We start from the raw sequence: 18,181 nt of genomic DNA, 5'->3' as shown, positions 1-18,181 counted from the left end.
CCACGGAATACCGGAAACAAAAAAGGCGCCCAGGGCGCCTTTCTCTTTCCAGCTCGCGAAACTTATTTTTTCGCGCCTGGTACGCTGAAGCGCTTGTTGAAGCGATCAACACGGCCGCCGGTAGCAACATCACGCTGCTTACCAGTGTAGAACGGGTGGCATTCGCCGCACACGTCCAGGTTCAGGTCGTGACCCGCAGTAGAGCGGATTTTGATAACATTACCGCAAGAGCAGTTTGCAGTAATTTCTTCGTATTTAGGATGGATATCTTTTTTCATGGTAAACCTCGGTAAAGGCCGCGTCGCTCTTCCAGCCCTAACGCCAGACACCACGCGAAGTTAATAAATTAGGTTTTTTCGATACCAAAACTGCGCATCAAAGGCGGCGAATCATACAGAACTTACTCAGCCGGTGCAAACTGATCCGCATTTCTGGAAGCACACAGTGTACACTAATACGTCATTTTTTTCAGCCTGGATGCTTTCATGCCCGTAGCCCACGTCGCTCTGCCTGTTCCGCTGGCCCGTACCTTCGACTACCTGCTTCCCGACGGCATGCAGGTAAGCGCTGGCTGCCGCGTGCGGGTGCCCTTCGGCAAACAGCGAGAGGCCGTCGGCATCGTCATGGCGGTCAGCGATAACAGCGATCTCCCTCTTGAAAAACTGAAACCCGTTGCCGATGTGCTCGACGGACGATCGCTCTTCACGCCGTCACTGTGGCGCGTTCTGCTGTGGGCGGCAGAGTATTATCACCATCCGATTGGTGAAGTACTCTTTCACGCTCTGCCGATTCTTCTGCGCCAGGGAAAACCCGCGCACCATGCCCCGCTTTGGTATTGGTTTGCCACTGAAGAAGGCAAAGCCATCGATCTGAACAGCATTAAACGAGCGCCTAAGCAGCAACAGGCGCTGGCCGCGTTACGCCACAATATTATCTGGCGGCATCAAATTAGCGAGCTGGAGATCAGCGAACCGGGGCTGCAGGCGCTGAGAACCAAGGGCCTGTGCGACCTGAAAAGCGCAGCACCCGCGGAACAAGACTGGCGGCCAGGCTATTCCGTTGCCGGTGAACGACTAAGGCTGAATACCGAGCAGGCCACCGCCGTGGGGGCCATCCACAGCGAATCTGACCACTTCGCCGCCTGGCTGCTCGCCGGTATTACCGGCTCCGGGAAAACCGAGGTTTACCTCAGCGTGCTGGAAAACGTCCTGGCGCAGGGGAAACAGGCTTTAGTGTTAGTGCCAGAAATTGGCCTGACGCCGCAAACCATCGCTCGTTTCCGTGAGCGCTTTAACGCGCCGGTTGAAGTCCTGCATTCCGGGCTGAACGACAGCGAAAGGCTTAGTGTCTGGCTAAAAGCGCGTAGCGGTGAGGCAGCCATCGTCATTGGCACTCGCTCTTCTCTGTTTACGCCTTTCTGTCGTCTCGGGGTCATTGTTATCGATGAAGAGCATGACAGCTCCTATAAGCAGCAGGAAGGCTGGCGCTATCATGCCCGTGACCTGGCCGTTTACCGGGCACATGCAGAAAACATTCCGATTATTCTCGGGTCGGCCACGCCAGCGCTGGAAACGCTGCACAATGTTGAGGTGGGGAAATACCGCCAGCTTCGCCTGACCAAACGTGCAGGAAATGCGCGCCCTGCCCACCAGCAGGTCGTAGATCTCAAAGGGCAGCAGCTTAAAGCAGGCCTGGCGCCAGCGCTGATCAAAAAGATAGGCGAGCATCTCGCCGCAGATAACCAGGTGATTCTGTTCCTCAACCGCCGTGGCTTCGCGCCTGCCCTGCTCTGCCACGAATGCGGCTGGATTGCAGAATGCGCCCGCTGCGATCACTATTACACGCTGCACCAGGGCCAGCGCCACCTGCGTTGCCACCACTGCGACAGCCAGCGTGCAATCCCACAGCAGTGCCCGCAGTGCGGCTCCACGCATCTGGTCCCGGTTGGCATGGGCACCGAACAGCTTGAGCATAGTCTTGAGCCGCTATTCCCTGACGTGCCGATTTCCCGTATCGATCGCGACACCACCAGCCGTAAAGGGGCCCTGGAACAGCAGTTGGCCGAAGTTCACCGCGGCGGCGCACGTATTCTTATCGGCACCCAGATGCTGGCTAAAGGCCACCACTTCCCGGACGTCACGCTGGTCGCACTGCTGGACGTAGACGGCGCGCTATTTTCTGCCGATTTCCGGGCCGCCGAGCGTTTTGCTCAGCTCTACGTTCAGGTTTCTGGCCGTGCCGGGCGAGCCGGTAAGCAGGGTGAAGTCCTGCTGCAAACGCACCATCCGGAACATCCTTTACTGCAAACGCTGCTGGCCAAAGGCTATGACGCGTTTTCCAGCCAGGCGCTAAGCGAGCGTAAAACGGTCTTTTTACCGCCGTACACCAGCCATGTACTGATTCGCGCCGAGGATCAGAACAACCATCAGGCGCCGCTGTTTTTACAGCAGTTGCGTAATCTGCTGGAAGCCAGCCCGCTGCGCGATGAACAGCTCTGGATCATGGGGCCTGTCCCGTCGCTGCAGCCAAAACGCGGCGGCCGCTTCCGCTGGCAAATCTTGCTGCAGCATCCGTCCAGGGCACGCCTGCAAAAGCTGGTCAGCCATTCGCTCACGCTGGTCAACACGCTGCCCGAAGCCCGTAAAGTGAAGTGGATGCTGGACGTTGACCCTATCGACGGGTAGCACAATGTGGCTGGTTATGAGAAGCGGATCGAAAAATCTAATACTCATCACATTTCTTGTGAAAAATTTGTAACCGCTTACAGCCAACTTCTGCTAAGAATGTGATGACTGTCAGACACACAGGAGTGTTGACGATAGCGGCGTGCATGTGAGGAGAAGAAGTGAAGCCGAAGAAACCGGTGGTTAATGCCACCATGAAAGATGTCGCCGTGCAGGCAAACGTGTCTACTGCAACGGTATCCCGCGCTCTAATGAATCCAGATAAAGTTTCACAAAGCACCCGTAATCGCGTGGAGCAGGCGGCGATTGAAGTGGGCTATCTGCCTCACTCCCTGGGCCGTAACATCAAGCGCAGCGAATCACGAACTATCCTGGTCATCGTGCCCGATATCTGCGATCCGTTTTTCAGCGAAATTATCCGTGGCATTGAAGTGACCGCTGCTGCACAGGGCTATCTGGTGCTGATTGGCGACTGCGCCCATCAAAACCAGCAGGAAAAAACCTTCATCGACCTTATCATCACCAAACAGATTGACGGCATGCTGCTGCTGGGCTCACGTCTGCCGTTTGACGCCAGCAAAGAAGAGCAACGCAACCTGCCGCCGATGGTGATGGCGAACGAATTTGCGCCTGAGCTGGAACTGCCAACGGTGCATATCGACAACCTGACTGCCGCCTTTAACGCCGTTTATTATCTGCAGGAGCTTGGGCATCAGCGCATTGCCTGTATCGCCGGGCCAGAAGAGATGCCGCTTTGCCATTACCGCCTGCAGGGTTACGTCCAGGCGCTGCGCCGCAACGGCATCGTCGTCGATCCTCACTACATTGCACGCGGTGACTTTACTTATGAAGCTGGTGCAGCCGCTCTGGCACAGCTTATCGCCCTGCCCGAACCGCCAACCGCTATTTTCTGCCACAGCGATGTCATGGCGCTAGGCGCTCTGTCACAGGCGAAGCGTAGCGGGCTGAAAGTCCCGGAAGATTTATCTATCATGGGCTTCGACGACATCGCCCTGTCGCAGTTCTGTGACCCGCCCCTCACCACTGTCGCACAACCCCGTTTCGATATTGGCAGAGAGGCTATGCTGCTATTGCTGGACAACATTAACGGCCAAAACGTTAGCAGCGGCTCTCGCCTGCTGGACTGCGATCTTATTGAGCGAGGCAGCACCGCCGCGCCCGGCAGCAGAAAATGAGCCGCTTTTAAGACTGCATAAACTGGTCAAAGCCCCGCCCCTTAAGTAACATGGCGGACTGATAAACGAATAAAGACAGCGAAACGATAGTGGCACAACGAGATTATGTAAGCCGCGGGCAATCGGCAGGGACGCGGCGCAAAAAAAGTACACCCCGCAAAAAGCAACGTAGTCTGCCCTCCGTCTCTCCGACGATGGTAGCCATTGCGGCCGCGATCGTGGTGGCCTTTGTCGGTGCTCTTTACTTTATTACTCACCATAAGAAAGAAGAGATAGACGTTCTCCCGGGCCACAAAGTGACCGGGAATGGCCTGCCGCCAAAACCAGAAGAGCGCTGGCGCTATATTAAAGAGCTGGAAAACCGCCAGCCTGGCGTTCGTGCGCCTACCGAGCCGACCGCCGGTGGCGAAGTCATGAACCAAAACCAGCTCACCAACGAACAGCGACAGCTGCTTGAACAAATGCAGGCGGATATGCGCCAGCAGCCAACTCAGCTAAATGAAGTGCCGTGGAATGAGCAAACACCTGCCCAGCGCCAGCAAACTTTGCAGCGTCAGAAGCAGATTGTTCAGCAAACGCAGCCAGCACAACAGCAGCAGCAGTGGAATACGCAAACGCAGCAGCCTCGCGTTCAGCAGCGCGTAGCGGAGCAGCCATACCAGCAGCCGCGTAACACGCAGCAAACCACGCAGCCTTACCAGCAGCCAAAAACCGTTCAACAGCAACAGCCAAAGACCTCGACGGCCAACAATCAGCAGCCTTACCAGGATCTGCTGCAGACGCCGCCGCACAGTCAGCAAAAAGCGCCTCAGCAAACCAAACCGGTTCAGCGTGAAGCTCAGCCAGCACCCATTACGCGCGAGCAGGAAGTCGCTAAGCAGGCCCCGGCCAGCCAGGAGAAGAAGGACGAAAAACGCTGGATGGTACAGTGTGGCTCGTTTAAAGGCAGCGAGCAGGCGGAAACCGTTCGCGCTCAGCTGGCGTTTGAAGGTTTTGACTCTCGTATTACGACCAATAACGGCTGGAACCGCGTCGTTATTGGCCCTATCAAAGGCAAAGACAACGTCGACGGCACAATCAATCGCCTCAAGATGGCTGGACATACCAGCTGTATTCGTCTTGCCACCGGGGGTTGAAACCCCAAAATTGCCCCCCATTTATAATGGCATTAGGCCCTGCGTACCACGCAGGGCTCCTGTTTAGCTGATGCAAAAGGGGTCCGATCGTGACAACAATAGTAAGTGTACGTCGTAACGGCCATGTGGTCATTGCCGGCGATGGCCAGGCCACGCTGGGAAATACCGTCATGAAAGGCAACGTCAAAAAAGTGCGTCGCCTGTACAACGATAAAGTGATCGCCGGTTTTGCTGGCGGTACTGCGGATGCCTTCACGCTGTTCGAACTTTTTGAGCGCAAGCTGGAAATGCATCAGGGCCACCTGGTGAAAGCCGCCGTTGAGCTGGCGAAGGACTGGCGTACCGACCGCATGCTGCGCAAGCTGGAAGCACTGCTGGCCGTGGCTGACGAGAATTCCTCTCTGATCATCACCGGTAACGGCGACGTCATCCAGCCTGAAAACGATCTGATTGCCATCGGCTCTGGCGGCCCGTACGCCCAGGCCGCCGCCCGTGCCCTGCTTGAAAACACCGAAATGGGTGCGCGCGACATCGCTGTGAAAGCGTTGGATATTGCAGGTGATATCTGCGTGTATACCAACCACTTCCATACCATCGAAGAATTACCGTCTAAAGCGTAAGGATTTCCCATGTCTGAAATGACCCCACGCGAAATTGTCAGCGAGCTGAACAAACACATTATCGGCCAGGACAACGCTAAGCGCTCCGTCGCTATCGCCTTACGTAACCGCTGGCGCCGTATGCAGCTTGACGAAGAGCTGCGCCATGAAGTTACCCCTAAAAACATTCTGATGATCGGCCCGACCGGCGTGGGTAAAACCGAAATTGCCCGCCGCCTGGCAAAACTGGCCAACGCGCCGTTCATTAAGGTTGAAGCGACCAAATTCACCGAAGTCGGCTATGTCGGTAAAGAAGTGGATTCCATCATCCGCGATCTGACTGATGCTGCAGTAAAAATGGTTCGCATGCAGTCTATTGAGAAAAACCGTTATCGCGCCGAAGAGATGGCCGAAGAGCGCATTCTCGACGTGCTGATCCCACCGGCGAAGAATAACTGGGGCCAGTCTGAAGCTCAGCAGGAACCTTCTGCGGCTCGCCAGTCGTTCCGCAAGAAACTGCGTGAAGGCCAGTTGGATGACAAAGAGATTGAAATCGATCTCGCCGCTGCACCTATGGGTGTAGAAATCATGGCACCTCCGGGCATGGAAGAGATGACCAGCCAGCTGCAGTCCATGTTCCAGAACCTGGGCGGCCAGAAGCAGAAACCGCGCAAGCTGAAAATCAAAGATGCGATGAAGCTGCTGGTGGAAGAAGAAGCGGCAAAACTGGTGAACCCGGAAGAGCTGAAGCAGGACGCCATCGACGCGGTTGAGCAGCACGGCATCGTGTTTATCGATGAAATCGACAAAATTTGTAAGCGCGGCGGCAACAGTTCCGGCCCGGACGTTTCCCGCGAAGGCGTACAGCGCGACCTGTTGCCTCTGGTAGAAGGGTGTACCGTGTCTACCAAGCACGGGATGGTGAAAACGGACCACATTCTGTTTATCGCTTCCGGCGCGTTCCAGGTTGCCAGCCCGTCAGATCTTATTCCTGAGCTGCAGGGCCGTCTGCCGATTCGCGTTGAGCTGCAGGCTCTGACTGTTGACGATTTTGAGCGCATCCTGACCGAGCCGAACGCCTCAGTGACCGTGCAGTACAAAGCGCTGATGGCGACCGAAGGCGTGAACATCGACTTTACCGAGGACGGTATCCGTCGTATTGCTCAGGCGGCCTGGCAGGTGAACGAATCAACCGAAAACATCGGTGCTCGTCGTCTGCACACCGTGCTTGAACGTCTGATGGAAGATATCTCCTATGACGCCAGCGAGCTAGATGGTCAGTCCATCCTGATCGACGCCGAATACGTGGGCAAACATCTGGATGAGTTGGTTGCAGATGAAGACCTGAGCCGTTTTATCCTATAATCCGGCTAACGCATTTTCTTCATTTGAAGTGGAGGGCTTATGCCCTCCATTTTTTTATCTAAGTTGGCAACCAAATAATGAGCGATTCGCAACCTACAAGTGTCACCCAGGCCTGGCTGGAAAGTCTTCGCCCACGCACGCTGCCTCTGGCGTTTGCTTCCATCGTCTGCGGCTCGGCCCTGGCCTACTGGCAAGGCGTATTTGACCCTGCCGTGGCGCTGCTGGCGCTGCTGACCGCCGGGCTGCTGCAAATCTTGTCAAATCTCGCCAATGACTACGGCGATGCGGTTAAAGGCAGCGACAAAGAAGATCGCATCGGGCCGCTGCGTGGGATGCAAAAAGGGATGATTACTCAGGCACAGATGAAACGTGCGCTGGTCATCACGGTCGTGCTGATTTGCCTCTCGGGCCTGTCGCTGGTCGCCCTCGCCTGTCACACCTTTGCGGACTTTATGGGTTTCTTGCTGCTCGGCGTACTGTCTATCGTCGCCGCCATTACCTACACCGTCGGCACCCGCCCTTACGGGTATATGGGGCTGGGGGATATTTCAGTGCTGGTGTTCTTCGGCTGGATTAGCGTCGCGGGGACCTGGTATCTGCAGGCTCATTCACTGGCGCCGCTGGTCATTCTGCCCGCCACCGCCTGCGGCCTGCTCGCAACGGCCGTGCTAAATATCAATAACCTACGTGATATCGACAGCGACCGTGAAAACGGTAAAAGTACGCTCGCCGTGCGCCTCGGCCCGGTCATTGCCCGCCGCTATCATGCCGGCCTGCTCATCGGTTCTTTGGTCTGCCTCGCCCTGTTTAACCTTATCTGGCTCAAGAGTCTGTGGGGATGGCTGTTTGTTCTGGCCGCGCCGCTTTTACTCAAACAAGCAGCCTATGTGGTACGCGAGCAGTCTCCTGTTGCGATGCGCCCAATGCTGGAACGCACCGTAAAAGCAGCGTTGCTAACGAATCTGCTGTTTGCCGTGGGCGTCGTGCTCAGTACCGTTTTCTGATGACTGACAAATATCAATTAACAATTGATGATTTTGCCAACAGTTAACAGAACGCGATATACTGACAACTCCTGCAGCAAATGAACCTTAATCCTATGAAATACGATACTTCTGAGCTTTGTGACATCTACCAGGAAGAGGTCAACGTCGTCGAGCCGTTGTTCTCCAACTTTGGTGGCCGCTCGTCATTTGGTGGGCAAATCATCACGGTGAAATGTTTCGAGGACAACGGGTTGCTGTACGATCTGCTCGAAGAGAATGGCCGTGGACGCGTGTTGTTGGTCGACGGCGGCGGTTCGGTACGTCGTGCACTGATTGATGCGGAACTGGCTCGTCTTGCGCTGCAAAACGAGTGGGAAGGCATTGTGGTTTACGGCGCGGTACGCCAGGTGGACGATCTGGAAGAGCTGGACATTGGCATTCAGGCCATTGCGGCAATTCCGGCAGGCTCTGCGGGTGAAGGCATCGGCGAAAGCGATGTGCGCGTCAACTTCGGTGGCGTCACCTTCTTCTCCGGCGACCATCTGTATGCCGACAACACCGGAATCATCCTCTCCGAAGATCCGCTGGATATTGAGTAATCCAGCTGATACATAGCAAAACGGGCGCCTGAGGCGCCCGTTCTTATTTGTCGGAAGCGGGAATTACACTTCTTCCATTTTGCCCAGCAGCGCATGCAAACGCTCCTGCCAGACGTGCTGTTGTTCTTTCAGGCTGCTGTTTTCACGCACCAGCTCTTCGTGATTGCTCTGCGCCTGCTGCACTTCCTGAGCCAGACCGTTATTTTTCTCTTTCAGCTCTTCGATTTCCATCTGTAACAACGTAATCGTGTCAACCGCCTGCTGAACTTTTGCTTCCAGTTTCTCAAACACTTCAAATGACATTTCGAACTCTCCTGAATGGCAAGGCGTTGATGGATGGCTATCCTCGTCCCGATTCTTCGGCGACGCCTTTATGAACGTATGCGCAACACGTGGCGTAACTCGATTGTAAGGAGCGCGGATGCACGTGTCCAGCGGCTTACCGCGCTCTTTGCGTAACATGACGTTTTTCAGCCTATGCCGAAAGCCATCCGCCCTCACGGCCAAAATTTGTTAAATAATACGTTAACAAAACGCGTAACTTCCCCCGTTTTATCATGCGGTGCCGCTCATTTTTTAGCGCGAAAACGCTCATTTTCTTGACGCACCACGCACATTTAAAGTTCGATATTTCTCGTTTGTGCTCGTTAACGATAAATTAACACCGTGCCTACACGGCATAAAGGTGGCTAGGACGCTCTACAACAATAATCATCAATTTTGCCTTCAGGACCCCACTATGAGTCAGACAGCTACAACAACCTTAAAAGGCCAGTGCATCGCCGAATTCATGGGTACCGCGTTGTTGATCTTCTTCGGTGTGGGATGTGTTGCTGCATTGAAAGTGGCCGGTGCCACCTTCGGGCAGTGGGAAATCAGTATCATCTGGGGCTTAGGGGTGGCGATGGCTATCTATATGACCGCAGGGGTTTCTGGTGCACATCTTAACCCGGCCGTGACGATCGCACTCTGGCTGTTCGCTTGTTTTGACGGCCGCAAAGTCGTGCCGTTTATTATTTCACAGTTCCTTGGCGCGTTCAGCGCCGCCGCGTTGGTTTATGGCTTATATTACAATCTGTTCCTCGACTACGAACAAACGCATCATATGGTGCGCGGCAGCGTAGAAAGCCTGGATTTAGCAGGTATCTTCTCCACCTACCCGAATCCACACATTAACTTTGTGCAGGCCTTTGCCGTAGAAATGGTGATTACCGCCATTCTGATGGGCGTGATTCTGGCGCTGACCGATGACGGTAACGGCGTGCCGCGTGGCCCACTGGCTCCGCTGCTGATTGGCTTGCTGATCGCGGTTATCGGCGCGTCAATGGGCCCGCTGACCGGGTTTGCGATGAACCCTGCTCGTGACCTTGGGCCGAAGACCTTCGCGTGGCTGGCAGGCTGGGGCGACGTAGCCTTCACCGGTGGGAAAGACATGCCTTACTTCCTGGTGCCGCTGTTTGCGCCTATTGTCGGCGCGTGCCTCGGCGCATTCGGCTACCGTAAATTGATTGGTCGCCACCTGCCATGCGATGTCTGCGTTGTCGAAGAAGACAAGCCGGACACCAAGGTGACCTCTCAGCAAAAAGCACTGTAATACTGACTTCAGGACATGATTATGACTACAGAAAAAAAATACATCGTCGCTCTCGACCAGGGAACAACCAGCTCGCGTGCCGTTGTCCTGGATCATGACGCCAACATCATCAGCGTCGCGCAGCGTGAATTCGAGCAAATCTATCCTAAGCCAGGCTGGGTAGAGCACGATCCGATGGAAATCTGGGCCACCCAAAGCTCCACGCTGGTAGAAGTGCTGGCAAAAGCGGACATCAATTCCGACGAAATCGCGGCCATCGGCATCACCAACCAGCGTGAAACCACCGTGGTGTGGGAGCGCGAAACCGGTAAGCCAATTTACAATGCGATCGTCTGGCAGTGCCGCCGTACCGCTGATATCTGCGAAGAGCTGAAGCGCAACGGCATGGAAGAATACGTGCGTCACAACACCGGCCTGGTGGTTGACCCGTACTTCTCCGGTACCAAAGTAAAATGGATCCTCGACCACGTTGAGGGCTCACGCGAGCGTGCTCGCCGCGGCGAACTGCTGTTCGGTACCGTGGATACCTGGATTATCTGGAAGATGACCCAGGGACGTGTGCACGTTACCGACTACACCAACGCCTCCCGTACCATGCTGTTCAACATCCACGAGCTGGACTGGGACGACCGTATGCTGGAAGCGCTGGATATCCCTCGGGCGATGCTGCCGGAAGTTCGCAAATCTTCCGAAGTTTATGGCCAGACCAACATCGGCGGTAAAGGCGGCACGCGTATTCCTATCGCAGGTATCGCCGGCGACCAGCAGGCCGCGCTGTTTGGCCAGCTGTGCGTAAAAGAAGGCATGGCGAAGAATACCTACGGCACCGGCTGCTTTATGCTGATGAATACCGGCGAAAAGGCAGTTGCATCAACCAACGGCCTGCTGACTACCATCGCCTGCGGCCCGAAAGGCGAAGTTAACTACGCGCTGGAAGGCGCGGTGTTTATGGCTGGCGCATCCATTCAGTGGCTGCGTGACGAAATGAAGATGATTGGCGATGCGTTCGACTCCGAGTACTTTGCCAACAAGGTGAAGGATACCAACGGCGTATACGTTGTGCCTGCGTTTACCGGCCTGGGCGCGCCTTACTGGGACCCGTATGCACGTGGGGCTATCTTCGGCCTGACTCGCGGCGTGAACTCGAACCATATTATTCGCGCTACGCTGGAATCCATCGCCTACCAGACTCGTGACGTGCTGGAAGCAATGCAGGCTGACTCCGGTATTCGCCTGCATGCATTGCGCGTGGACGGTGGTGCGGTTGCCAACAACTTCCTGATGCAGTTCCAGTCCGATATTCTGGGCACCCGCGTTGAACGCCCTGAAGTTCGTGAAGTTACCGCTCTGGGTGCGGCTTACCTGGCAGGTCTGGCCGTGGGCTTCTGGCAGAACCTGGACGAACTGCAGGAGAAATCCGTTATCGAGAAAGAGTTCCGTCCGGGTATCGAAACTACCGAGCGTAATTACCGCTACGCCGGCTGGCAAAAGGCGGTTAAACGCGCCCTTGCCTGGGAAGATCACGAAGAGAAGTAATCTCCATAAGGCCCCTGAAAAGGGGCCTTTCAGCTTCTGCCTTGCCCGCCCTCTTCCCCGCCTGTGCTAAACTCCCCGGCAATTCTGTTTGCTAAATGAGTCTGCTATGAAACGAGAACTTGCCATCGAATTTTCCCGCGTGACCGAAGCCGCCGCGCTTGCTGGCTACAAATGGCTTGGCCGTGGGGATAAGAATGTGGCCGATGGCGCGGCCGTAAACGCCATGCGTATCGTCCTTAACCAAATCAACATCGACGGTGAAATCGTCATCGGCGAGGGCGAAATCGACGAAGCGCCGATGCTCTACATTGGCGAAAAGGTCGGTACCGGCAAAGGCGATGCGGTAGATATTGCCGTTGATCCGATTGAAGGCACGCGTATGACGGCGATGGGTCAGGCTAACGCCCTGGCGGTTCTCGCAGTGGGCGATAAAGGCACGTTTCTGAATGCACCCGATATGTATATGGAGAAACTGATCGTTGGGCCGGGAGCCAAAGGCGCAATCGACCTTAATCTCGGCCTTGAAGATAATCTCCGCAACATCGCGTCTGCGCTGGAAAAGCCACTTGGTGAGCTGACGGTAACCATCCTGGCAAAACCACGCCACGACGAAACGATTAAAGAGATGCAGCAGCTTGGCGTGCGCGTGTTCGCCATTCCTGACGGCGATGTTGCCGCCTCGATCCTGACCTGCATGCCGGACAGCGAAGTTGACGTCCTCTATGGGATCGGCGGCGCTCCGGAAGGCGTAGTTTCTGCGGCAGTTATTCGCGCGCTGGACGGCGATATGCAGGGTCGGCTGCTGGCTCGTCACCACGTAAAAGGCGACAGCGAAGAGAATCGTCGCATTGGCGAGCAGGAACTGGCGCGCTGCAAAGCAATGGGCATCGAGGCCGGGCTGGTGTTAAAGCTTGATGAAATGGCGCGTAACGACAACGTTATTTTCTCCGCCACAGGCATCACCAAAGGCGATTTGCTGGAAGGCATCACCCGTAAGGGCAACATGGCCACCACGGAAACGCTGCTGATTCGCGGCAAATCCCGGACCATTCGCCGCATCCAGTCCATTCACTATCTGGATCGTAAAGATACCGAAGTGCAGAAGCATATTCTGTAACGTTTCTCGTTTGTTGGTTAGAGCTTTCCGGCTCGTTTGGGCTGGAAATGCCGCCACATTCTGGAGAAGATAGAAAAAAAGTAACGACGGGAGTGCAACATGGCGGAGTGGGTTACAGGTAAAGTCACCAGGGTTCAAAACTGGACCGATTCTCTCTTCAGCCTGACGGTTCACGCGCCGGTAAATGCGTTTACCGCCGGGCAATTTACCAAGCTTGGGCTTGAGATAGACGGCGAACGCGTTCAGCGCGCCTACTCCTACGTTAACGCCCCGAGTAACCCCGATCTTGAGTTCTATCTGGTTACCGTTCCCGAAGGCAAACTCAGCCCTCGCCTGCATGCCCTTCAGCCTGGTGATGAAGTGCAGCTGGTCAGCGAGGCGGCCGGGTTCTTCGTGCTGGAAGAAATCCCCGAATGCAAGACGCTCTGGATGCTGGCGACCGGCACCGCGCTGGGGCCTTATCTGTCTATCCTGCAGGAAGGCAAAGATCTTGAGCGCTTTGACAATATCGTTCTGCTTCACGCGGTGCGCTACGCCAGCGACTTAAGCTATCTCCCGCTCATGCTTGAGTTACAGGAGCGCTATCAGGGGAAACTGCGTATTCAAACCGTGGTCAGTCGTGAAACCGTTCCAGGTTCGCTCACCGGGCGCGTTCCGGCGTTAATTGAAAGCGGCGAGCTTGAGGCGGCTGTAGGCTTAGCGATGGATATTGAAACCAGCCATGTGATGCTATGCGGGAACCCGCAAATGGTGCGTGATACCCAGCAATTGCTGAAAGATACCCGGCAGATGGCCAAACATCTGCGCCGCAGACCTGGCCATATGACCGCCGAACATTACTGGTAAGTTAGCGAAATTTAACTTCGCTGGTCTCTTTCCCGAAGCGGTTTTCTCCCTGGGTGCCAACAAACGCACCCAGGTCCATCAACACCATGACGAAGATAAGCGTCGGGATAAAACGCCCTAATCCCCACTGCCACAGCGTGCCAAAAGTTTCCCAGTTCCCCGCCACCAGCAGCCATGCCGGAATGAACAGCAACGCCCACCAGCCTTTTTTATCCCTGTCGTGCAGGCGCTTCACAATCACTGCGGCGGTGGGAATCAACGAGCCGGTGAGGAAGAAGCCCGCCGTGGAGTAAGGCAGGATTTCTGCCCCGGCCAGGGTAAACAGAATAATCAGCCCGACTATCCACGCGCCGATCCAGATCCAAAAGTCACGGCGTCCAATACGCCCTTTAAAAGAGAACAACCATTGCTGTATGGTCATGGGTAAGGTCCTTATTATTTTCTCGCGGCGTAGTGTACCCTGGTCACCGCCCGTTTTGACAAGCCAACGGATTGCCGATTTAATCGGGATGATGAACAAATCAGGAGAAGTGTGTCGATGAAATACCTGCTGCCTGCCCTTGTGCTGCTGGCGCTGCCTCTGGCGGTGAGTCGGGCAGATCCTACGTCAGATACAGCTTCTCAGCTTCCTGCCGCCCCTTACCTGCTGCCAGGTGCACCGACTTTCGATCTGACCATTACCCAGTTTCGCGGAAGGTTTGATATCGATAATCCGTCGCTGCCTCTGAATGAATTCCGCGCAGTGGAGAAAAGCCGCGACAAAGCTAACCTGACCCGCGCCGCCACCAAGATCAACGAAAATCTTTACGCTTCTACGGCGCTGGAACTCGGTACCTTAAAAATTAAGTCGATGCAGATAACCTGGCTGCCCATTCAAGGACCGGAGCAAAAAGCCGCCCGCGGCAAGGCGCTGGAGTATATGGCCGCGATTATCCGCAGCTTCACGCCAACGCTTTCAAAAGCGCAAAGCCAGCAGAAGCTGACCAAATTACTCAGCGATGGAAAAAATAAACGCTATTTCGCCCAGAACGACGGTGCCATTCGCTATGTGGTGGCAGATAACGGCGAAAAAGGGCTAACTTTCGCCGTTGAACCGATTAAGCTAACGCTATCCGAGACGTTAAACAGCGGCGAATAAATGACAAAAAGCAAAGCCTTTCACCCGCTGACTCTCTATACTGTTTCACAGACCAAGCTGCCCAACGGGCAGTGATTCTTTTTATTGCTTACCGCGTGGAGAATTAAAATGCGACATCCTTTAGTGATGGGTAACTGGAAACTGAACGGCAGCAAACATATGGTTAACGAGCTTATCGCTAACCTGCGTAAAGAGCTGTCTGGCGTGGACGGCTGCGGCGTTGCCATCGCCCCACCAACCATGTACCTGGACCTGGCCAAACACGCTGCTTCCGGTAGCCACATCATTCTTGGCGCGCAGAACGTAGACGTTAACCTGTCCGGCGCGTTCACCGGTGAAGTTTCTGCAGACATGCTGAAAGATATCGGTGCTAAATACATCATCATTGGCCACTCTGAGCGTCGTACCTATCACGCTGAGTCCGACGAGTTCATCGCCAAAAAATTCGCCGTGCTGAAAGCTGCAGGCCTGGTGCCAGTACTGTGCATCGGTGAAAGCGAAGCGGAAAACGAAGCGGGCAAAACCGAAGAAGTTTGCGCCCGCCAGATTGACGCCGTGCTGAAAACTCAGGGCGCAGCAGCTTTCGAAGGCGCGGTTATCGCTTACGAACCAATTTGGGCTATCGGTACCGGTAAATCTGCAACCCCAGCTCAGGCTCAGGCAGTACACAAATTTATCCGTGACCACATTGCTAAAGCAGACGCGAAAGTGGCTGAGCAAGTGATCATCCAGTACGGCGGTTCCGTTAACGATAAAAACGCAGCAGAGCTGTTTGCTCAGCCGGACATCGACGGCGCGCTGGTTGGCGGTGCATCCCTGAAAGCGGACGCTTTCGCGGTTATCGTTAAAGCAGCAGCTGAAGCGAAAAAAGCGTAATTACGCGAATAATATTGATGAACGGCTCCGGCAAGCGGAGCCGTTTTTTTTAGAGTTTGTGCAGCAACTGGAACCAGCCATAATCCAGCGGCAGCAGAATCAAGAACGTCACCAAGGCCAGCGCCAGGCAAAGCTTCAATCCCTCTTTGGCGGGAACTTTCCCCAGCCCCATCGCCACCACAATCGGTGAAGCCATATACGGCAGCAGCGGCGTTGAATAACCGAGCACCTGAATCATAATCACTGACAAAAGTGGGAATCCCGTCGCCTGCGAGAAGCTCTCCGCAAAGGTGGTATAAAGCGCGGGCACGCCATTCGCGGTGACGATAAAGTTGAGCAGGCTGGTGATGCCGGTCAGCGCGGCAAAGCTGGTAAAGGGCCTGCTGGCGTCCAGCGGCATAATAGCCATTAGCTTCTCGCCCACCAGAGCGCCCAGCCCAATATGAGTCACGGTCGTTGCCAGAGCCAGAATCCCCGCCACGTAAAAACAGGTACGTACATTCACGCCGCTGGCAAACTCCTCCCCGGTGATAAATCCAACGCGCGGCAACAGCGTTATGCAGGCGGCGATAAGGCCTATCCACGCAGGACCAATCCCGTGCCAGCTTTCAGTCACCCACAGCCCCAGCACGGCAACCAGCAGCCACGCCAGCCGCTTTTCTTCGGCGCTCATCGGCGCTGAGCTGGCCATTTGCTCAGGCGGCAAAGGCTTGCCGGGAAATAGCCAGGAAATCAGGCCTATCAGCACAATCCCTTTCAGAATGCCGAGCACCGGGGTGTGCAGCATCAGATAAGGCAGATAGTTAAGATGCAGGCCATAAGACCCTTCAGCCGCCCCGCTCATCACCAGATTCGGTACGTTGGCGGGTAAAATCGTGGCCGAGAGCTGGAAAGTGCCAAATCCCACGGCCAGCGCCAAACCGTACCAGGCTCGAGTGCCTTCGCCGATGGACGCTCTTTGCGCCATCGCCGCAACAATCGGCATCAGCAGCGCAATGCGCCCCATGTTCGAAGGCATAACAAAAGCCAGGGCATAACTTAGTAACACGACGCTGCCGACCATATGCAGCCAGGAATTCGTCAGCCTTGCGGAAAGCGCTCGAGCCACACGATCGGCCAGACCCGTTTTGCGAATAGCGATGCCCAGAACAAAACCGCTGAACACCAGCCAGAAGGCCGACGAGGCAAAGCCGCTAAAAATCACCTCGGCCGGGGCTATTTTCGCCACCATCGCTGCGGCGAAAAATAACAGCGCGGTCAGGTATTCAGGCAGCGCAGAAGTGGCCCAAAGAACGATGGTGATGAGAATAATGATGCCGGGCAGGATGAGGGGATCTGAAAACCAGAGCGACATACCTGTCTCCTGTAGAGTTTTTCAGCACTCTACGGGAAGATATTCAGCGAGTAAATGTCAGACAGCGGAAACAAAAATGGCCCCTCGGGGCCACTTAAGATTAACGCTTGCTGATTTGGTCGAAGCTACCGCCGTTAGAGAAGTGGTCCTTCTGCGCCTTCGCCCAGCCGCCAAACTCTTCATCAATGGTGTAGAGCTTCAGTTTCGGGAACTCTTTTTCATACTTTTTAGCAACGTCAGGGTTACGCGGGCGATAGTAGTTCTTCGCCGCAATCTCCTGGCCTTCTGGCGAGTAGAGATACTTCAGGTAAGCTTCTGCCACCGCCTGAGTCCCTTTCTTCTCAACAACTTTATCCACGACCGACACGGTCGGTTCTGCAAGAATAGATTCGCTCGGGGTCACAATCTCGAATTTGTCTTTACCCAGCTCGTTGGTAGCCAGTAAGGCCTCGTTTTCCCACGCAATCAGCACATCGCCAATGCCGCGTTCAACGAAGGTGTTAGTCGAGCCGCGAGCGCCGGAGTCCAGCACCTCTACGTTCTTGAATAATGCTTTAACGAAGTCCTGCGCTTTCGCCTGATCGTTATTGTTGTGGTGCAGCGCATAGCCCCATGCGGCTAAGTAGTTCCAGCGCGCACCGCCGGAGCTTTTCGGGTTTGGCGTGATGACGGAAACGCCGGGTTTAATCAGGTCGTTCCAGTCATGAATCTGTTTAGGGTTGCCTTTACGCACCAGGAACACGATGGTGGAAGTGTATGGCGCGGAGTTATCCGGCAGGCGCTTGATCCAGTTTTTATCAATGCGTCCGCGTTCGGCAATAGCATCAACGTCATAGGCCAGAGCCAGGGTCACGACATCGGCTTCAATACCGTTGATGACCGAGGTTGCCTGTTTCCCGGACCCACCGTGAGACTGGCGTACGGTGACCGTATCACCGGTCTGCTGCTGCCAGTGAGCGCTGAACGCTTTGTTGTACTCTTCATACAGTTCACGAGTCGGATCGTAAGACACGTTGAGTAACTGAATATCCTTCGCCAGTACGCCACCAGAAGCCAAAAGTAATGTTAAACCCACGCCCCACTTGTTCATCGCTCGCTCTCTCTATGAAGTTTGATGCAGCCAGCGTGCCAGAAACTATTTCAAGGATTAAAGAA

The 18,181-nt window shown here is 55.1% G+C and carries 18 protein-coding genes; 13 read left to right on the top strand and 5 right to left on the bottom strand.

Going from position 1 to position 18,181, the window contains the following annotated elements:
- Positions 1-62: 62 nt before the first annotated feature.
- Entirely contained in the window at positions 63-278 is a 216-nt protein-coding gene (gene rpmE / locus ACE38U_RS19310) for a 50S ribosomal protein L31 (RefSeq protein ID WP_016538934.1), read from the bottom strand.
- Between the two features lie 207 nt (positions 279-485).
- On the opposite strand from rpmE, the gene priA reads away from it, so the two are divergent.
- From priA to rraA, 7 genes are all read left to right on the top strand, one after another.
- Positions 486-2,684: a primosomal protein N' gene (gene priA, locus ACE38U_RS19305; protein ID WP_375530375.1), complete on the top strand. Its 2,199-nt coding sequence runs from the start codon at positions 486-488 to the stop codon at positions 2,682-2,684.
- Positions 2,685-2,845: 161 nt separating this feature from the next.
- Positions 2,846-3,880 carry a DNA-binding transcriptional regulator CytR gene (gene cytR / locus ACE38U_RS19300; RefSeq protein WP_038477041.1) on the top strand — a complete coding sequence of 345 codons (1,035 nt, stop codon included), beginning with the start codon at positions 2,846-2,848 and terminating at the stop codon, positions 3,878-3,880.
- Between the two features lie 89 nt (positions 3,881-3,969).
- Positions 3,970-5,016 carry a cell division protein FtsN gene (ftsN, locus tag ACE38U_RS19295; RefSeq protein ID WP_176981813.1) on the top strand — a complete coding sequence of 349 codons (1,047 nt, stop codon included), beginning with the start codon at positions 3,970-3,972 and terminating at the stop codon, positions 5,014-5,016.
- 89 nt (positions 5,017-5,105) lie between these two features.
- Positions 5,106-5,636: an ATP-dependent protease subunit HslV gene (gene hslV, locus ACE38U_RS19290; RefSeq protein ID WP_038477047.1), complete on the top strand. Its 531-nt coding sequence runs from the start codon at positions 5,106-5,108 to the stop codon at positions 5,634-5,636.
- A gap of 9 nt (positions 5,637-5,645) precedes the next feature.
- On the top strand, positions 5,646-6,980 hold the full coding sequence (gene hslU / locus ACE38U_RS19285) for an ATP-dependent protease ATPase subunit HslU (RefSeq protein ID WP_038477050.1): 1,335 nt from the start codon (positions 5,646-5,648) through the stop codon (positions 6,978-6,980).
- Between the two features lie 77 nt (positions 6,981-7,057).
- Positions 7,058-7,984, top strand: coding sequence for a 1,4-dihydroxy-2-naphthoate polyprenyltransferase (menA, locus tag ACE38U_RS19280; protein ID WP_375530374.1), 927 nt, complete (start codon positions 7,058-7,060; stop codon positions 7,982-7,984).
- 95 nt (positions 7,985-8,079) lie between these two features.
- Positions 8,080-8,565, top strand: coding sequence for a ribonuclease E activity regulator RraA (gene rraA, locus ACE38U_RS19275; RefSeq protein ID WP_008457535.1), 486 nt, complete (start codon positions 8,080-8,082; stop codon positions 8,563-8,565).
- Between the two features lie 63 nt (positions 8,566-8,628).
- Here rraA and zapB read toward each other — a convergent pair whose 3' ends face one another.
- Entirely contained in the window at positions 8,629-8,868 is a 240-nt protein-coding gene (gene zapB, locus ACE38U_RS19270; protein WP_008457532.1) for a septal ring assembly protein ZapB, read from the bottom strand.
- Positions 8,869-9,304: 436 nt separating this feature from the next.
- On the opposite strand from zapB, the gene ACE38U_RS19265 reads away from it, so the two are divergent.
- The 4 genes from ACE38U_RS19265 to fpr all read left to right on the top strand — a co-directional run bounded on the left by ACE38U_RS19265 (position 9,305) and on the right by fpr (position 13,658).
- On the top strand, positions 9,305-10,159 hold the full coding sequence (locus ACE38U_RS19265; RefSeq protein ID WP_038477057.1) for an MIP/aquaporin family protein: 855 nt from the start codon (positions 9,305-9,307) through the stop codon (positions 10,157-10,159).
- 21 nt (positions 10,160-10,180) lie between these two features.
- Positions 10,181-11,695 (top strand): glycerol kinase GlpK, encoded by a 1,515-nt coding sequence (gene glpK / locus ACE38U_RS19260; RefSeq protein ID WP_038477060.1) that lies wholly within the window; start codon positions 10,181-10,183, stop codon positions 11,693-11,695.
- A gap of 106 nt (positions 11,696-11,801) precedes the next feature.
- Entirely contained in the window at positions 11,802-12,812 is a 1,011-nt protein-coding gene (glpX, locus tag ACE38U_RS19255; RefSeq protein ID WP_038477063.1) for a class II fructose-bisphosphatase, read from the top strand.
- A 99-nt stretch (positions 12,813-12,911) separates the two neighbouring features.
- Positions 12,912-13,658 (top strand): ferredoxin--NADP(+) reductase, encoded by a 747-nt coding sequence (gene fpr / locus ACE38U_RS19250; RefSeq protein WP_038477066.1) that lies wholly within the window; start codon positions 12,912-12,914, stop codon positions 13,656-13,658.
- 1 nt (position 13,659) lies between these two features.
- On the opposite strand, the gene ACE38U_RS19245 is transcribed toward fpr, so the two are convergent.
- Entirely contained in the window at positions 13,660-14,079 is a 420-nt protein-coding gene (locus tag ACE38U_RS19245; RefSeq protein ID WP_038477069.1) for a DUF805 domain-containing protein, read from the bottom strand.
- Positions 14,080-14,196: 117 nt separating this feature from the next.
- Here ACE38U_RS19245 and ACE38U_RS19240 point away from each other — a divergent pair, with 117 nt between their 5' ends.
- Together ACE38U_RS19240 and tpiA are read left to right on the top strand one after the other, a co-directional pair.
- On the top strand, positions 14,197-14,796 hold the full coding sequence (locus ACE38U_RS19240) for a DUF1454 family protein (RefSeq protein WP_038477072.1): 600 nt from the start codon (positions 14,197-14,199) through the stop codon (positions 14,794-14,796).
- Between the two features lie 108 nt (positions 14,797-14,904).
- On the top strand, positions 14,905-15,672 hold the full coding sequence (gene tpiA / locus ACE38U_RS19235) for a triose-phosphate isomerase (protein WP_038477074.1): 768 nt from the start codon (positions 14,905-14,907) through the stop codon (positions 15,670-15,672).
- 49 nt (positions 15,673-15,721) lie between these two features.
- Here tpiA and ACE38U_RS19230 read toward each other — a convergent pair whose 3' ends face one another.
- Entirely contained in the window at positions 15,722-17,026 is a 1,305-nt protein-coding gene (locus ACE38U_RS19230) for an SLC13 family permease (protein WP_375530373.1), read from the bottom strand.
- 100 nt (positions 17,027-17,126) lie between these two features.
- Complete coding sequence (locus ACE38U_RS19225; protein ID WP_375530372.1) at positions 17,127-18,116, bottom strand: sulfate ABC transporter substrate-binding protein; 990 nt, start codon at positions 18,114-18,116, stop codon at positions 17,127-17,129.
- Positions 18,117-18,181 lie beyond the last annotated feature (65 nt).

The organism is Cedecea selenatireducens (assembly GCF_042138895.1).
GTDB classification, from domain to species: domain Bacteria; phylum Pseudomonadota; class Gammaproteobacteria; order Enterobacterales; family Enterobacteriaceae; genus Cedecea; species Cedecea selenatireducens.
The sequence above is the reverse complement of the archived record's forward strand: the minus strand, read 5'-3'. Positions and strand labels throughout refer to the sequence as shown.

Coding starts and splice junctions, on each gene's coding strand:
- rpmE (WP_016538934.1), bottom strand. CDS start 278: ATGAAAAAAGATATCCATCCTAAATACGAAGAAATTACTGCAAACTGC.
- priA (WP_375530375.1), top strand. CDS start 486: ATGCCCGTAGCCCACGTCGCTCTGCCTGTTCCGCTGGCCCGTACCTTC.
- hslU (WP_038477050.1), top strand. CDS start 5,646: ATGTCTGAAATGACCCCACGCGAAATTGTCAGCGAGCTGAACAAACAC.
- menA (WP_375530374.1), top strand. CDS start 7,058: ATGAGCGATTCGCAACCTACAAGTGTCACCCAGGCCTGGCTGGAAAGT.
- rraA (WP_008457535.1), top strand. CDS start 8,080: ATGAAATACGATACTTCTGAGCTTTGTGACATCTACCAGGAAGAGGTC.
- zapB (WP_008457532.1), bottom strand. CDS start 8,868: ATGTCATTTGAAGTGTTTGAGAAACTGGAAGCAAAAGTTCAGCAGGCG.
- ACE38U_RS19265 (WP_038477057.1), top strand. CDS start 9,305: ATGAGTCAGACAGCTACAACAACCTTAAAAGGCCAGTGCATCGCCGAA.
- glpK (WP_038477060.1), top strand. CDS start 10,181: ATGACTACAGAAAAAAAATACATCGTCGCTCTCGACCAGGGAACAACC.
- glpX (WP_038477063.1), top strand. CDS start 11,802: ATGAAACGAGAACTTGCCATCGAATTTTCCCGCGTGACCGAAGCCGCC.
- fpr (WP_038477066.1), top strand. CDS start 12,912: ATGGCGGAGTGGGTTACAGGTAAAGTCACCAGGGTTCAAAACTGGACC.
- ACE38U_RS19245 (WP_038477069.1), bottom strand. CDS start 14,079: ATGACCATACAGCAATGGTTGTTCTCTTTTAAAGGGCGTATTGGACGC.
- ACE38U_RS19240 (WP_038477072.1), top strand. CDS start 14,197: ATGAAATACCTGCTGCCTGCCCTTGTGCTGCTGGCGCTGCCTCTGGCG.
- tpiA (WP_038477074.1), top strand. CDS start 14,905: ATGCGACATCCTTTAGTGATGGGTAACTGGAAACTGAACGGCAGCAAA.
- ACE38U_RS19230 (WP_375530373.1), bottom strand. CDS start 17,026: ATGTCGCTCTGGTTTTCAGATCCCCTCATCCTGCCCGGCATCATTATT.
- ACE38U_RS19225 (WP_375530372.1), bottom strand. CDS start 18,116: ATGAACAAGTGGGGCGTGGGTTTAACATTACTTTTGGCTTCTGGTGGC.